Origin of the sequence: Mitsuaria sp. PDC51, from assembly GCF_900113225.1 — a bacterium.
GTDB lineage: Bacteria > Pseudomonadota > Gammaproteobacteria > Burkholderiales > Burkholderiaceae_C > Roseateles.
Genome location: NZ_FOZE01000002.1, coordinates 1,433,724 through 1,448,410, shown reverse-complemented (window position 1 = coordinate 1,448,410; position 14,687 = coordinate 1,433,724). Strand labels below are relative to the sequence as shown.

Here is a 14,687-nt window from a genome sequence, read left to right as displayed (position 1 = left end):
GGCCCTGACTAGGCCTTGAGGTACTCGGTCTTGTGACCGAGCCACCGCTCCACGTGCAGCCGCGCCGCCCGCGGCTGCTCGTCGAGCAGTTTCGGCGCCAGCGCGCGCGCGGCGCTCAGCAGCGGCGCGTCTTCCTGCAGGTCGGCGAAGCGCAGCAACTGCGCGCCGCTCTGCCGCGCCCCCATGAATTCCCCCGGCCCCCGGATGTCGAGGTCGCGCCGCGCGATCTCGAAGCCATCGGTGGTTTCGGCCATCGCGCGCAGGCGTGACTTGCCGGTGTCCGAGAGCGGCCCGGTGTAGATCAGCACGCACACGCTGGCGACCGAGCCGCGGCCGACGCGTCCGCGCAGCTGGTGCAGCTGCGACAGGCCGAAGCGTTCAGCGTGCTCGATGACCATCACGCTGGCGTTGGGCACGTCGACGCCGACCTCGATGACGGTCGTCGCGACCAGCACCTGCATCTGCCCGCCGCTGAACAGCGACATCACCGCCGCCTTTTCCGCCGGCGCCATGCGGCCATGGAGCAGCCCCACCATCTTTCCGGGCAGCGCGTCGCCGAGCTCGGCGTGGGTTTCGGTCGCGTTCTTGAGGTCGAGCGCTTCCGACTCCTCGATCAGCGGACAGACCCAGTAGACCTGGCGGCCGTCGTCGACGGCGGCGGCGATCTTCTCGATCACGTCGTCGCGCCGGCTGTCGGCGAACACGCGGGTCACGATGGGGCTGCGGCCGGGCGGCAGCTCGTCGATCGTCGACACGTCCAGGTCGGCGAAGTAGGTCATCGCGAGCGTGCGCGGGATGGGCGTGGCGCTCATCATCAGCAGGTGCGGCTCGAGCGGGCCTGAACCGGGCGGCACGCCCGGCCCTGCGGTGGCCGCCGCGCCGGCCGCCTCGTCCGCGAGCTTCTTGCGCAGCGCCAGCCGCTGCGCCACGCCGAAGCGGTGCTGCTCGTCGATGATGGCCAGCCCCAGCCGGTGGAAGCGGACCTTGTCCTCGATCACCGCGTGCGTGCCCACGATCAGCGTCGCCTCGCCCGAGGCGGCGGCGTCGAGCATCTTCTGCCGCGCCTTGCCCTTGACGCTGCCGGTGATCCACGCCACGCGGATGCCCAGCGGTTCCAGCCAGCCGATCAGCTTGCGGAAATGCTGCTCGGCCAGGATCTCGGTGGGCGCCATCAGCGCGCACTGCCAGCCGGCATCGATGGCCACGGCCGCCGCGAGCGCCGCCACCACCGTCTTGCCGGAGCCGACATCTCCCTGCAGCAGCCGGTGCATCGGCTGGGGGCGGGCGAGGTCGGCGGCGATCTCCTCGGCGACGCGGCGTTGCGCGCCGGTCAGCGCGAAGGGCAGCGCGGCGAGCAGCCGTTCATGCAGCCCGCCGGGCGCGCCGCGCAGCACCGGCGCGCGCAGGTGGGCGCGCTCGCGCTGGGCGCGCTGCTGGCTGAGCTGCTGCGCGAGCAGTTCCTCGAACTTGAGCCGTTGCCAGGCCGGATGGGTGTGATCTTCCAGCGTCGACAGGCCGGCCGACGGCGGCGGGTGATGCAGGAAGTTCAGCGCCTCGCGCAGCGGCGGCAGGCCGCGCGGAATCAGCGCCTGCGGCAGCACCTCGTCCAGCGGCGCGCGGCGCAGCGCCGAGGCGACCGCCTTGCGCAGGTAGGCCTGCGGCAGCTGCGCGCTGGTGGGGTAGACCGGCGTCAGCGACGCGGCCAGCGGCGTGTCCGCCTCGACCTTGCGGAAGCTGGGGTGGACCATCTCCCGGCCGAAGAAACCCACGCGGATCTCGCCGCGCACGCGGGCGCGCGTGCCGACGGCCAGCGTCTTCTGATGCGAGGGATAGAAGTGGAGGAAGCGCAGCGTCAGCAGGGCGCCGTCGTCGTCGCGCAGCTTGACCAGCAGTTGCCGCCGGCCGCGGATCTCGATGCGGCTCTCGATCACCTCGCCCTCGCACTGCAGCGTGTCGCCATCGCGGGCCTGGCCCAGCGGCGTCAGCGTGGTCTCGTCCTCGTAGCGCAGCGGCAGGTGCAGCGCGAGGTCGATGTCGCGCGTCAGCCCCATTTTTTCCATCGCCTTCTGCGGCGCGGACTTGGCGGCCGGCGCCTCGGTCGCCGGCGCGCGCCCGCTCGGATCGGCCCCCGCGCGTTTCGCGGCGGGCGACGGCGGCGGGACGGTGCTGCGGGCCTCGGACATGGCCGCGATTCTGCCTCGGCGTCTCCCCCGTTCGGGTGGAGCGGGTGCACCCGGGGCTGGCGCGGCAAGGGCCTCGGGCAGAATCCGCCCGCTTCAAAATGAAGACAAATTGATACATCGGGAGGATTCCTTGAATACGAACAAGCGTATGCGCGCCGGCTGGGCTGGCGTGCTGATCAGTGCCGCGCTGCTGAGCGCCTGCGGTGGAGGCGGTGGGGGCGATGACGCGCCACCGCCGCCGCCGCCGGTCCAGGGCGTGGCCATTCCGGACAACCTGGCGATCGCCGCCGCCGCCTCGACCGACGTCACGTCCGGCACTGCCTTCACCAGCAATGCCGCGGCCACCACCGGCCTGAGCTTCGCGTGGAACTTCGGCGACGGCACGACCAGCACCGAGGCCAGTCCCAAGCACGACTACGCCAAGGTCGGCGATTACGCGGTGACGCTGAAGGTCTCCAACGCCGCGGGCGCTTCCAAGGAAGTGAAGTGGACGGTGTCGGTCAACAACCGCACCCACGTGCAGGGCCTGAGCTGCACCGGCGCCGAGGGCGCCGGCTGGTGCTGGCAGGCGCCGCGGCCGACCGGGACCGTGCCGGCGGCCTTCTTCTTCATCGACGCGAGCAATGGCTGGTCGGTCGGTGACAACGGCGAGATCCTGCGCACCCGCGACGGCGGCGGCAGCTGGACCAAGCAGGCCTCCGGCCTGACGACGCGGCTGACGACGATCCGCTTCTCCGACGCCAACAACGGCTGGGCCGCCGGCGACGCGGGCGCGCTGCTGCGCACCACCGATGGCGGTGCGCGCTGGACGCTGCAGCCGACCGCGCAGCCGCCGATGACCGGTGCCTCGCTGCAGCTGGCCGGCGCCGGCACGCTGGTGATGTCGATGAACGGCCTGATCCGCGCGACCGCGGACGGCGGCGCGACCTGGAGCCAGGCGACGCTGACGCAGGAGCCGATGCTGGCCGCCGACGGCACGCTGTGGTGGTTCGACAGCGGCGCGCTGCGCAAGTCCACCGACCTGGGCAAGACCTCGACGGTGGTGCTGCCGGCCACGCCCAACGTGCCGCTGAGCGGCTTCCAGGTCTTCGGCAACGCGGTGGTGGCCACCGGCACGAGCTCGAACTACGTGAACGGCCAGGGCTGGGTCTACACCCTCTCGATCCGCCAGAGCGCCGATGGCGGCCAGAACTGGGACACGGTCGTCCCGCAGGGGCTGCCGTCGACCGGCTACTTCTCCTCGGGCAATCCGCAGTTCGTCGATGCGTCCACCGGCGCCGTCGTCACCAACGGCACGCTGTACCGCAGCGTCGACGGCGGACGGAACTGGTCCGCGGTGGCAGCGCCGGCGAACGTGTACCCCGGGTTCACGGTCAGCTACAGCCTGGCCGCCCGCGGCGTCTGGATGCGGCAGTACTACGCCGCGTCCGGCCTCGGCACCGTGACCGAGCTCAGCACCGACCTGGGCCTGACCTGGCGCGCCGCGCGCCTGGACTTCGGCGGCCAGCTCACGCCCATCGACGGGCAGACCTGGCTGGTGACCGGCTGGGACAGCGTGACGCGGATCAGCACCGACCTGCAGACCTGGAAGCGCATCGCGGGTCCGGACGCCGATGCGGCGGGCAAGACGCTGCAGGCCTTCTGGTTCTTTGATGCCAAGCGCGGCTTGGCCCTGTCGGCCAAGGGCGACCTGATGGAAACCGCCAACGGCGGCCTGGACTGGTCCGTCAAGGTCGGTGGGCTGACCAGCTCGGGCTACTACTCGATGCTGCCGCGCTTCCAGTTCGTCGACGCGAAGAAGGGCTGGCTGCTGGCGGCGGACGGTCGCATCTACCTCACCGACGACGGCGGCCTGAGCTGGCTCACGCCGCTGCAGTCGAGCGGGCGCACCGTCACCGCCTTCCACTTCATCGACGCGAGCACCGGCTTCGCGCTGGCCAGCGACTACCAGCAGTCGCAGCAGCGTCAGTTGCTGCTGGCGACGACGGATGGCGGCAAGTCCTGGACGCAGCAGGCGACGCTGGACGGCTACTACAACGACCTGAAGTTCAGCGGCCCGCTCAAGGGCACGCTGGTCGGCAACGGCGGCGCGGTGGTGGTCACCAGTGACGGCGGCAAGACCTTCACCGGTCGCTTCTCCGGCACCAGCGCGACCCTCCACCAACTGGCCTTCAGCGATGCCGACACCCTCTGGGCGGTCGGCGATGGCGGCCTGCTGATGTCGAGCAAGGACGGCGGCGCCAGCTGGACCCTCCAGACCAACGTCAGCCTGCCGATGACCGGCCTGCGCGCTATCCGCTTCCTGACGGCGCAGCAGGGCTGGGCGGTCGGCGACAGCGGCACCGTGCTGATGACCACCGATGGCGGCGCGACCTGGAAGAAGCAGTTCGTGGGCACGCAGGGCTCGCTGACGCAGGTGTTCTTCGTCGACGCACGCACCGGCTGGGTCGCGGGCAGCGCCGGCACCTTGCTGGCCACCGGCACGGGCGGCCAGTAAGCCGTCGCACGGCCCGCGACGGCCCGCGACGGGCCGTCGCCCGTCCCCTGAAGCCGGCCCGGTCGCGAGACCCGGCCGGCTTTTTCACGGCCCTGCGTGATCGATTGCCGCTTCCGGGCCCGCAACCGGGCATTTCCCCCGGGTCGTCGAGGCGGCCGCCGCCACGGTCGGCTGCTAGGCTGTGCCGACGTCCCTGGCCCGCCCGCACCGACCGATCATGACCACCCGCCGCGACAGCCTCCTCCGGCTCGCCGCCGCCGCCTTGCCGGTGCTGCCATTGCTGCCGGCGCGGGCGGCGGAGCGACCGCTGCGCCTGGTCGCGACCGAGTTCCCGCCCTACACCGGCAGTGCGCTGCCGGGCGGCGGCGTGGCCTGCGAGGTCACCCGCGCCGCGCTGCGGCAGGCCGGTCGCGAGATGGAGCTGAGCTTCCGGCCCTGGGCGCGTGCGCTGCTCGAGTTCCAGCGCGGCGACCACGACGGTGTCATCGGCACCTGGCGCTCCGAGGAACGCGAGCGCACCATGCGCTTCCCGCCGCCGCTGGGCATCGTGAACCAGGTCGGCTTCATGGCGCGGACCGACCGCAAGCGCCGCATCGATGACCTGGGCGCGCTGGCCGGGCTGCGCATCGGCGTCGTCCACGGCTACGTGAATCCGCCCCGCTTCGACGCGGCGAACCTGTCCGTCGAAGGCGCGGTGGACGACCTGGCCAACCTGCGCAAGCTGCTGGCCGGGCGCGTCGACCTGGTGCTGATCGACAAGGGCGTCGGCGCCCACCTGCTGGAGACGCAGCTGCGCGAGGCGGCCGGCAGGTTGACCTGGCTCGATCCGGCGGTCTCGGAGATTCCGCTGTACACGGTGTTCTCCAAGGTCCGGCCCGAGGGCGAGCGCTTCGCCGCCGCGCTTTCCCGAGGCGTCAGCGAGCTGCAGGGCACTGGCCGGCTGGCGGCGCTGCTGCACCAGGGCGCGCGCTGGCAGTGAGGCCCCGCGGCCCGGCCGCGCCGGGCGCCCATGGGAGAATCGCCGCTTCCATTCCCCCTCCGTTCCCCTCCGATTGGCACGGGTCCGTCCGGCCCTCAACGCGCATGTCCCGTCACTTCACGGTGAGCGATTTCGACTTCGCTCTGCCCCCCGAACTCATCGCCCAGCATCCCGCCGCCGAGCGCAGCGCCTCGCGGCTGCTCGATGGCCGCGCCGACCCGCCCGTCGACCGCGTGTTTCGCGAGTTGCCCGAGCTGCTCCATCCCGGCGACCTGCTGGTGTTCAACGACACCAAGGTCATCAAGGCGCGCCTGTACGGCGCGAAGGCCAGCGGCGGGGCGGTCGAGGCCCTGGTGGAGCGCGTGCTGCCCGGCACGCGCGAGGTCTGGGCCCACATGCGCGCCAGCAAGAGTCCCAAGCCGGGCGCGGTGGTGCGCTTCGCCGAGGCCTTCGATGCCGAGGTGCTGGGCCGCTGCGGGCCGGACGACGGCCTGTTCCACCTGCGCCTGTCCGGCGATCCGTTCGAGCTGCTGGAGCGGCACGGCCATGTCCCGCTGCCGCCGTACATCGCCCACGACGACTCCGCCGACGACGTGCGGCGCTATCAGACCGTGTTCGCGCGTGAGCCCGGGGCCGTCGCCGCGCCGACCGCCGCGCTGCACTTCGACGAGGCGCTGCTGGCGCGCCTGGCCGAGCGCGGCATCGGCACGGCGCATGTGACGCTGCACGTCGGCGCCGGCACCTTCCAGCCGGTGCGCGTCGAGTCGCTGGCCGAGCACAAGATGCACAGCGAATGGTTCCAGGTCACGCCCGAGACCGTCGACGCGATCGCGCGCTGCCGCGCCGCCGGCGGCAAGGTCACCGCGGTCGGCACCACGACGCTGCGGGCGCTGGAGTCGGCCGCACTCGGCGGCGGCCTGAAGGCCGGCGCGCGCGAGACCGACATCTTCATCACGCCCGGTTTCGACTTCCAGGTCGTGGACCGGCTGGTGACGAATTTCCATCTGCCCAAGAGCACGCTGATGATGCTGGTCTCGGCCTTCGCCGGTTACGAGCCGATCATGGCGCTGTACCGCCATGCGATCGCCCAGCGCTACCGCTTCTTCAGCTACGGCGACGCGATGCTGCTGGAGCGCGCCCGCGGCTGAGCCCCCGCCGGTGTCACAACCGGGTAGGCTGCGTCGTCTTGTGAGCAAGACGACACCGGACGACGCGCCATGCCCGACATCGATTCCTCCTCAGCCGCTGCTTCCGATGGCGGCCACGCCGCGCCGGCGGCGGCGGACCAGTCCCCGGCGGCCCGCGCGCTGCGCTTCGACCGGGAGCACGCGCGCCCGCTGCGCGCGCTGGCCTACCGGATGCTGGGCTCCCGCGCCGAGGCCGAGGACATGGTCCAGGAAGCCTGGCTGCGCTGGGCCGATGTCGACGAGACCACGGTGCGGCACGTGGGCGCCTTCCTGTCGCGCCTGGTGACCAACCTCTGCCTGGACCGCCTGCAGTCGGCGGCGGCGCGGCGCGAGCAGTACGTCGGTGTCTGGCTGCCGGAGCCGCTGGTCGACGAGGCCAGCGACTGGTCGCCCAGTCCCGAGGCGCAGGCCGAGTTCGCGCAGGACGTGTCGGTGGCCTTCCTTCTGACGCTGGAGCGGCTGTCGCCGCTGGAGCGGGCCGCCTTCCTGCTGCATGAGGTCTTCGAGCTGGACTTCGACGAGATCGCGCGCCGCCTGGGTCGCAGCGCCGCGGCCTGCCGCCAGCTGGCGAGCCGGGCGCGGCAGCACGTCAAGGCGGACTACGCGCGCCACGAGGTCGAGGACGAGGAGCGCCAGCGCCTGTTCCAGGCCTTCATGGGGGCGCTGCAGTCCTTCGACGTCGAGGGCCTGGCCCGCGTGCTGACCGACGACGCGGTGCTGCTGGCCGACGGCGGCGGCAAGGCGTCCGCGGTGCCGCGGATGCTCGAGGGCGGCGCGCTGGTGGCGCGGACCTTCGTCGGCTTCGTCCGGATGCGCACCAGCCGGGACTGGCGCGTGCGGCCGGCGCAGATCAACGGGCTGCCGGGCTACATCGTCTACGACACCGCCGGCGAGCCGATCCAGACGGTGGCGCTGCGACCCGCGACGGCGCCCGGCCGCATCAGCGCGATCTACGTCCAGCGCAATCCGGACAAGCTGCGCCACCTGCCCCGCATCGATCCGTTGGCGCTCCCCGCACCGGATCGGCCCGCAATGCCCGACCCGGGTGCGGACACGCCCCCCTGAAGCGCGGGATGCGCCCATCCGGGGCGTGACGCAAGTCCCGACCCCCGATGCGGACTGTGGTGTCCCCCCGCGCCCACGGGGGGTTGTGAATCCCTACCTTTAGGGACAATCGCCGCCACAAGACCTCTTCACTGCTCGGGACCTCTCATGACGCCGTTGGTTCGTACTTCCATCGCCGTGGCCGCCACGCTGTTCAGCGGCCTGACCGCCGCCACCACCATCGGCGGACTGGTGAACACCGGCGCCGGTCTGGCTGCCGGCAGCAAGGACAGCAACTACTCGTTCTCCGCGATCGGCAACGCGGCCGGCCTGACCGGCAACGGCATCGTCAGCAACGGCAGCCTGGATCCGTTCCCGAGCTGGCTGGCCAACACGGCCAGCTCCTCGTGGCTGATCCCCGGCGCCAACCAGAACACGAACTACAGCCCGACCTCGAACTCGGTCTTCACCTGGTCGCTGAGCTTCGACCTGACCGGCTTCGACGCCAGCAGCGCGTCGTTCACCGGCCAGTGGGCGGCGGACAACAAAGGCGTGCTGCTGCTCAACGGCAACGTGATCTCGACGATCTCCAGCCAGCGCGGTTACGCGGGCTGGACCTCGTTCGCCGCCTCGACCGGTTTCCTGGCGGGCGTGAACACGCTGCAGTTCGTCGTCACCGACAACGTCGACCGCACCTACAACTTCACCGGCCTGCGCGCGGAGTTCCTGAGCTCCAACGTCAACGCGACGATCGCGCCGTCGGTGCCGGAGCCGCACAGCTACGCGCTGATGCTGGCCGGCCTGGGCGCGCTGGGCTTCGTGGCGCGTCGCCGCCGCGGCTGAACGCCCCACGCTCGATGAGCAGAAGCCGCTGAGTGATCAGCGGCTTTTTTCATTGCGCCGCCGGCCGCCCAACGAAAAAGCCGCCGATGAATGGCGGCTTTCGAGCCAGAGGCGCGGGGGGCTTTTATTCGTCGCCGCCGGTCAGCAGCGGGATCGAACCTTCCGAGTTGTTGCCCAGCAGGCCCGCGCGGCTGTACACGCCGAGCTTCTCGCGCGTGTCGGCGATGTCCAGGTTGCGCATGGTCAGCTGGCCGATGCGGTCGGCCGGCGAGAACGCCGCGTCTTCCACCTTCTCCATCGACAGGCGCTCCGGCGCGTAGGTCAGGTTGGGGCTGACGGTGTCCATGATCGAGTAGTCGTTGCCGCGGCGCAGCTCCAGCGTCACCTCGCCGGTGATCGCGCGGGCGACCCAGCGCTGGGCGGTCTCGCGCAGCATCAGGCACTGCGGGTCGAACCAGCGGCCCTGGTACAGCAGGCGGCCGAGCTTCATGCCGTTCATGCGGTACTGCTCGATCGTGTCCTCGTTGTGGATGCCGGTGACCAGGCGCTCATAGGCGATGTGCAGCAGCGCCATGCCGGGGGCCTCGTAGATGCCGCGCGACTTGGCTTCGATGATGCGGTTCTCGATCTGGTCGCACATGCCCAGGCCGTGGCGGCCGCCGATGCGGTTGGCTTCCATGAAGAGTTCGACCGCGTTCGCGAACTGCTGGCCGTTGAGCGCGACGGGCACGCCTTCCTCGAAGCGCACGGTCACCGTCTCGGCCTTGATCGCGACGTCGTCCTTCCAGAAGGCCACGCCCATGATCGGGTTGACGATGTTCATGCCCTTGTTGAGGAACTCCAGGTCCTTGGCCTCGTGGGTGGCGCCCAGCATGTTGGAGTCGGTCGAGTAGGCCTTCTCCACGCTCATCTTGTAGTCGAAGCCATTGGCGATGAGGTATTCGCTCATCTCCTTGCGGCCGCCGAGTTCATCGATGAAGGTCTGGTCCAGCCAGGGCTTGTAGATCTTGAGCGCCGGATTGGCGAGCAGGCCGTAGCGGTAGAAGCGCTCGATGTCGTTGCCCTTGAAGGTCGAGCCGTCGCCCCAGATGTTGACGCCGTCCTCGCGCATCGCCACGACCAGGGCGGTGCCGGTGACGGCGCGGCCCAGCGGCGTGGTGTTGAAGTAGGTGGCGCCGCCGCTCTTGATGTGGAAGGCGCCGCACTGGATGGCGGCGATGCCTTCGGCCACGAGCTGCGCGCGGCAGTCGATCAGGCGGGCGATGTCGGCGCCATAGGCCTTGGCCTTGCGGGGGATCTCGTCGTAGTCGGACTCGTCGGGCTGGCCGAGGTTGGCGGTGTACGCGCAGGGGATCGCGCCCTTGCCGCGCATCCAGTGCACCGCGGCGCTGGTGTCCAGGCCGCCCGAGAAGGCGATGCCGACGCGCTCGCCGGCGGGAATCTTTTGGAGGATGGTTGCGGCCACGGGCAGTCTCGCGCGGAAGTGGGAAAACAGCCGGCGATTCTAGGGCGCGCCCGGCGGGCAGGCTTCGCGGATGGGCGATGGAGAGGTGGCGCCGATAGCAGCCCTTTTAAGGGCCGCTAACCCAGGATTCAGAGGCTAATGGCCCTTAAAAGGGCTTTTATCGCGCTGGAGCCAGTGGATCTTCCGGGCCTGCGAGCCACCCGATCCGGCCTTGCCCCGACTCGCCGAGCGAGGCCATGAAGCCCTCGGCCGCCGACTCCGGCAGCCGCAGCGTGACCTCGACGAGCGCGCCATGCGCCACCTCGACCAGTTCGGCGCCCGCCTTCTCCGCCTCGCGCCGCAGCAGGCCTTCCTGCGCGTAGGGCAGCGTGCAGCGCAGCGTCCGCAGCCGCACCATCGGCACCTTCTCCGCCTTCAGCAGCGCCTGCGCCACCGCGTCGGTGTAGGCCCGCACCAGGCCGCCCGCGCCCAGCTTCACGCCGCCGAAGTAGCGCACCACCGTCGCCAGCACGCCGTCCAGGTCCTGGTGCCGCAGAACTTCCAGCATCGGCCGGCCGGCGGTGCCGCCGGGCTCGCCATCGTCGTTGGCGGCGGACTGGCCCCCCGCCATCAGCGCCCAGCAGACATGCGCGGCGCCGGGGTGCTCGGCGCGGAGCTGCGCGACGCGCGCCAGCGCGGCGGCCCGGTCGGGCACGGCCTCGACACAGCCGAGGAAACGGCTCTTCTTGATGATCAGTTCGGCGTGGACCGGCGCGGCAAGGCTCGAGGGCATGGGCGCGATTGTCACGGCGCGCCGGTCATGCGGTCGTGCTCACGGCATGTCGGAGAGATCGCCGAGATGCCGCCGCTTGATCGACTCCACCGTGCCGTCGCGCAGCATCTCATCCATGGCGTGGCGCATGCGGTCGCGGTCCTGCTGCGGCACGCGCTGGCGGGAGAGCGCCAGCGCGCCGATGCTGCGTTCGTGGGGCGCGTAGGACATCGCCACGAAGGACGCGAAGGCGGGATCGGCCCGCCGGGCGCTCGCCAGGCTGTGGGCGCCCAGCACGACGGCATCGCCCCGGCCCGCCTTGAAGATGCGCACCGCGGTCGGCTGGTCGGGGGCGTCGTCGATGCGGCCCTGGGTGCGCAGCGTCGCGATCCAGGACTCCAGCGTCGGCGTGAAGGCGTAGCCACGCACGACGATCAGGCGCCGCTTCGAATCGGCGAGGAAGGCCGCCGGCGTCGTGAGCGCGCCCGCCAGCGCCGGCCGCAGGACCACGTACTGCCGGGACTCGATGTAGGGGATGAACTCGACGAGCAGTTCGCGCTCGGGCGTCATCAGCGCGGAAACCGTCATGTCCATCTGGCCGGCGCCGATCTGCGCCCAGATGCGCACGCGGGATTCGGTGCGCGCCACCAGCTTGCAGCCGCTGCGGCGGGCCAGTTCGTCGATGACGTCCTTGTCGATGCCGGTCCAGCGGCCCTGGGCGTCGCGGTAGTAGAGGGCGCTGTACTCGTACAGGCCGACCGTGTACGGCCCGCAGGCGTGCGCGCTCGTCGCGACCAGACAGGCGGCCGTCGCGGCCAGGGCGGCGATCCAGGACCTCAAGATGCTTCTCCCAGGAGTCTGCGCCCCCAATTGGGACGGGAGTCTACGTCGCCCCTGGGGGAGCCGGTCGGGCGAAACCCCCATCGAAGGGGGGCCGATAATCGCGGCCATCATGCTGAAGTTCGAACTGCTCAAGACCGAGGGCCGCGCGCGACGCGGCGTCGTGACGCTCAACCACGGCGTCGTGCAGACGCCCATCTTCATGCCGGTGGGCACCTACGGCACCGTCAAGGGGGTGATGCCGCGTTCGCTCGAGGAGATGGGCGCTCAGATCATCCTGGGCAACACCTTCCACCTGTGGATGCGGCCGGGCCTGGACATCATGAAGCAGTTCGGCGGCCTTCATAAGTTCGAGAGCTGGAACAAGCCCATCCTGACGGACTCGGGCGGCTTCCAGGTCTGGTCGCTCGGCGAGATGCGCAAGATCAGCGAGGAGGGCGTGAAGTTCGCGTCCCCGGTCAATGGCGACAAGCTGTTCCTCACGCCCGAGATCTCGATGCAGATCCAGACGATCCTCAACAGCGACATCGTCATGCAATTCGACGAGTGCACGCCGTATGAGACCAAGGGTCAGCTGACGACCGAGAAGGAAGCCCGTCTCTCGATGGAGATGAGCCTGCGCTGGGCCAAGCGCTGCCAGGACGAGTTCGCGCGGCTGCAGAACCCGAACGCGCTGTTCGGCATCGTGCAGGGCGGCATGTTCGAGCAGTTGCGCGACGTGTCGCTGGCCGGGCTCAAGGACCTGGACCTGCCAGGCTACGCGATCGGCGGGTTGTCGGTCGGCGAGCCCAAGGCGGACATGCTGCGCATCCTGGACCACATCGCGCACCAGCTGCCCGACAACAAGCCGCGCTACCTGATGGGCGTGGGCACGCCGGAGGACCTGGTCGAGGGCGTGCGCCAGGGCGTGGACATGTTCGACTGCGTCATGCCGACCCGCAACGCGCGCAATGGCCACCTGTTCACGCGCTTCGGCGACCTGCGGCTGCGCAATGCGCGCTACAAGGCCGATGAGAAGCCGGTGGACGAGACCTGCAGCTGCTACTGCTGCCAGAACTTCAGCCGCGCCTACCTGCATCACCTGGACCGCTGTGGCGAGATGCTGGGCCCGATGCTGACCAGCGTGCACAACCTGCACTACTACCTCAACCTGATGAAGGAAGTGCGCGAGTCGCTGGACGCTGGCGACTTCGAGGGCTTCCGCACCCGCTTCCTGGCGGATCGGGCGCGCGGGATCTGAGCTTCGGAAATCCAAGGGCCGCTTTCAGAGGGCCCTAAGACGCGACGTGTGAAGATCGCCCGATGCTGAAGCTGCTCTTCGCGCCGTTTCGCTGGCTGATCCGCGTCGTCCTTGCTGTCGTCATCCTCTTCGAGGAATGGGGCTGGGAGCCGCTGCAGCGGGTGATGGCGGCCATTGGCCGGCTGCCGGTGCTGCGGCAGCTGGAAGCCGTGGTGCGACGGCTGCCGCCGTACCTGGCGCTTGTCGTGTTCCTGCTGCCGGGCCTGATGCTGCTGCCGATCAAGCTGCTGGCGCTGTGGCTCATCGGCATCGGCCGCCCGGGACTCGGGCTCGCCGTGATCGTGCTGGCGAAGGTCGTTGGCACCGCGATCGTCGCGCGGATCTTCGCGCTCACGCATCCTGCCCTGATGACCCTGCCGTGGTTCGCGCGGCTCTACGGCCGCTGGACCGTCTGGAAGGAAGCGCTGCTCGCCTGGGTCCGGGCGAGCGCGGTGTGGCGATCGGCGCGGGCGCTGCGGCTGCGGATCCGTCGGGTGTTTCGGCGCAGCGCCGGTGGCGCCTGATCCTGGAGCCGGCAAAGTGACTTTGGTGGATAGGGGCGAGGAAGCGACCTTCCTAGACTCTGGCCGATCTCACTCGACCATCCGATCTGTGGCCACCTCCACTCCCGCCCGCGCCTTCTCCGAGCACCTCGGCGCCGTGCTCAATCCCTCCCAATACGTCGGGAAGGCGCCCTTGAATCGCCCCGGTTCATCGGCCGCGCCTTGCGTGGAACTGGTGAAGCAGAACACCGATGCACCACCGACGCAGCCCAACAACTGGAAGCGCGGTATGGACCTGACGCCGAAGCTCGTGGCAGGTCTGGCCGTTGGCACGCCGATCGCCTCCGGCTGGACCGCGGCGGGCTATTACCCCAACAACTCGACCGGCCAACACGCCGGGATCTTCAATGGCGCTGTTCGGGACAAGTCCGGCGTGGTGATCGGGTTCAATATCGTCGAGCAGTACAACAACATCGTCGCGATCACCGAACGGGTGGTCTACTTCGAGCCCGACAAACATGGCAAGCGCGCCAGCTATCTGAACAACGGCCTCGACTACGCGACCATCCAATGGTGATCCTCATGCGAATCCCGCTTCAGCTCCGTCAAGTCGTCGCGGCGGCCACGCTGCTTTCCGGGATGGTCGCCGCGATCGCCGCGCCCGAACCCTTCAGCTGCCCGATGCAGATTCCCCTGACCCAGCAGTCGCTGGCGGCTGCGCCTTCCGGCTGGGAAGCGACCACCGCAGGCAGCGAGCGCACCCAGCACGACCTCACCAACTTCGCCGTCAACGGCGGCCCGGTCGGCTCTCCCAATGGCGAGATCTACGACAAGGAAGAAGAGCGCAAGGACGGCAAGGGCGGTGCGACCCGCACGCAGCGCTGGAACCTTCAGGGCATGTCCGGCGGTTTCGCCGTCTGCAGCTACTTCCGCACGCGCGTCGAGCTGGCTCGCTCGCTGGACGGCTATTCCAGCTGCGAAGTGGTCTACAAGCGCTCGAGGAACAGCGACTTCAAGATGGCGTCAGCGACCTGCCGCTGACGCTGGAAGGGAACCTTGGCCTGAAGCCAGCGCGGTGCGGCACTCGGCGCGGGTGCTCAAGCTTTGGAGCCATCG

General features: G+C 70.1%; 13 protein-coding genes. 9 read left to right on the top strand and 4 right to left on the bottom strand.

Annotation, left to right across the window (positions count from 1 at the left end; translation table 11 throughout):
- Positions 1 to 8: 8 nt before the first annotated feature.
- A complete protein-coding gene (recG, locus tag BM393_RS17795; RefSeq protein WP_091729427.1) occupies positions 9 to 2,183 on the bottom strand; it encodes an ATP-dependent DNA helicase RecG in 2,175 nt (724 codons plus the stop codon).
- A 130-nt stretch (positions 2,184 to 2,313) separates the two neighbouring features.
- Here recG and BM393_RS17790 point away from each other — a divergent pair, with 130 nt between their 5' ends.
- From BM393_RS17790 to BM393_RS17770, 5 genes are all read left to right on the top strand, one after another.
- A complete protein-coding gene (locus BM393_RS17790; protein WP_175538396.1) occupies positions 2,314 to 4,680 on the top strand; it encodes a YCF48-related protein in 2,367 nt (788 codons plus the stop codon).
- 217 nt (positions 4,681 to 4,897) lie between these two features.
- Entirely contained in the window at positions 4,898 to 5,659 is a 762-nt protein-coding gene (locus BM393_RS17785; protein WP_091729418.1) for an ABC transporter substrate-binding protein, read from the top strand.
- Positions 5,660 to 5,763: 104 nt separating this feature from the next.
- On the top strand, positions 5,764 to 6,807 hold the full coding sequence (queA, locus tag BM393_RS17780) for a tRNA preQ1(34) S-adenosylmethionine ribosyltransferase-isomerase QueA (protein ID WP_091729413.1): 1,044 nt from the start codon (positions 5,764 to 5,766) through the stop codon (positions 6,805 to 6,807).
- A 69-nt stretch (positions 6,808 to 6,876) separates the two neighbouring features.
- The gene (sigJ, locus tag BM393_RS17775) at positions 6,877 to 7,911 is read left to right on the top strand and encodes an RNA polymerase sigma factor SigJ (RefSeq protein WP_091729409.1); all 1,035 of its coding nucleotides are present in this window, start codon (positions 6,877 to 6,879) and stop codon (positions 7,909 to 7,911) included.
- Between the two features lie 147 nt (positions 7,912 to 8,058).
- Complete coding sequence (locus tag BM393_RS17770) at positions 8,059 to 8,733, top strand: PEP-CTERM sorting domain-containing protein (RefSeq protein ID WP_091729406.1); 675 nt, start codon at positions 8,059 to 8,061, stop codon at positions 8,731 to 8,733.
- A gap of 124 nt (positions 8,734 to 8,857) precedes the next feature.
- Here BM393_RS17770 and argG read toward each other — a convergent pair whose 3' ends face one another.
- From argG to BM393_RS17755, 3 genes are all read right to left on the bottom strand, one after another.
- Positions 8,858 to 10,198 carry an argininosuccinate synthase gene (gene argG / locus BM393_RS17765; protein WP_091729402.1) on the bottom strand — a complete coding sequence of 447 codons (1,341 nt, stop codon included), beginning with the start codon at positions 10,196 to 10,198 and terminating at the stop codon, positions 8,858 to 8,860.
- A gap of 157 nt (positions 10,199 to 10,355) precedes the next feature.
- On the bottom strand, positions 10,356 to 10,970 hold the full coding sequence (locus BM393_RS17760) for a YigZ family protein (RefSeq protein ID WP_091729399.1): 615 nt from the start codon (positions 10,968 to 10,970) through the stop codon (positions 10,356 to 10,358).
- Positions 10,971 to 11,009: 39 nt separating this feature from the next.
- The gene (locus BM393_RS17755; protein WP_175538395.1) at positions 11,010 to 11,789 is read right to left on the bottom strand and encodes an ABC transporter substrate-binding protein; all 780 of its coding nucleotides are present in this window, start codon (positions 11,787 to 11,789) and stop codon (positions 11,010 to 11,012) included.
- A gap of 112 nt (positions 11,790 to 11,901) precedes the next feature.
- Between BM393_RS17755 and tgt the strand changes: the two genes are divergently transcribed.
- The 4 genes from tgt (at position 11,902) to BM393_RS17735 (ending at position 14,612) form a co-directional block, all read left to right on the top strand.
- On the top strand, positions 11,902 to 13,029 hold the full coding sequence (gene tgt, locus BM393_RS17750) for a tRNA guanosine(34) transglycosylase Tgt (RefSeq protein ID WP_091729391.1): 1,128 nt from the start codon (positions 11,902 to 11,904) through the stop codon (positions 13,027 to 13,029).
- Positions 13,030 to 13,091: 62 nt separating this feature from the next.
- Positions 13,092 to 13,592, top strand: a complete 501-nt coding sequence (locus BM393_RS17745) for a hypothetical protein (RefSeq protein ID WP_091729386.1) — start codon at positions 13,092 to 13,094, stop codon at positions 13,590 to 13,592.
- 88 nt (positions 13,593 to 13,680) lie between these two features.
- Positions 13,681 to 14,148, top strand: coding sequence for a BPSL0067 family protein (locus BM393_RS25340; protein ID WP_175538394.1), 468 nt, complete (start codon positions 13,681 to 13,683; stop codon positions 14,146 to 14,148).
- A complete protein-coding gene (locus BM393_RS17735) occupies positions 14,142 to 14,612 on the top strand; it encodes an STY0301 family protein (protein ID WP_175538393.1) in 471 nt (156 codons plus the stop codon). The genes BM393_RS25340 and BM393_RS17735 overlap by 7 nt, the downstream gene beginning before the upstream one ends.
- The last annotated feature ends 75 nt before the right edge of the window (positions 14,613 to 14,687 follow it).

Coding starts and splice junctions, on each gene's coding strand:
- recG (WP_091729427.1), bottom strand. CDS start 2,183: ATGTCCGAGGCCCGCAGCACCGTCCCGCCGCCGTCGCCCGCCGCGAAA.
- BM393_RS17785 (WP_091729418.1), top strand. CDS start 4,898: ATGACCACCCGCCGCGACAGCCTCCTCCGGCTCGCCGCCGCCGCCTTG.
- queA (WP_091729413.1), top strand. CDS start 5,764: ATGTCCCGTCACTTCACGGTGAGCGATTTCGACTTCGCTCTGCCCCCC.
- sigJ (WP_091729409.1), top strand. CDS start 6,877: ATGCCCGACATCGATTCCTCCTCAGCCGCTGCTTCCGATGGCGGCCAC.
- BM393_RS17770 (WP_091729406.1), top strand. CDS start 8,059: ATGACGCCGTTGGTTCGTACTTCCATCGCCGTGGCCGCCACGCTGTTC.
- BM393_RS17760 (WP_091729399.1), bottom strand. CDS start 10,970: ATGCCCTCGAGCCTTGCCGCGCCGGTCCACGCCGAACTGATCATCAAG.
- tgt (WP_091729391.1), top strand. CDS start 11,902: ATGCTGAAGTTCGAACTGCTCAAGACCGAGGGCCGCGCGCGACGCGGC.
- BM393_RS17745 (WP_091729386.1), top strand. CDS start 13,092: ATGCTGAAGCTGCTCTTCGCGCCGTTTCGCTGGCTGATCCGCGTCGTC.
- BM393_RS17735 (WP_175538393.1), top strand. CDS start 14,142: ATGGTGATCCTCATGCGAATCCCGCTTCAGCTCCGTCAAGTCGTCGCG.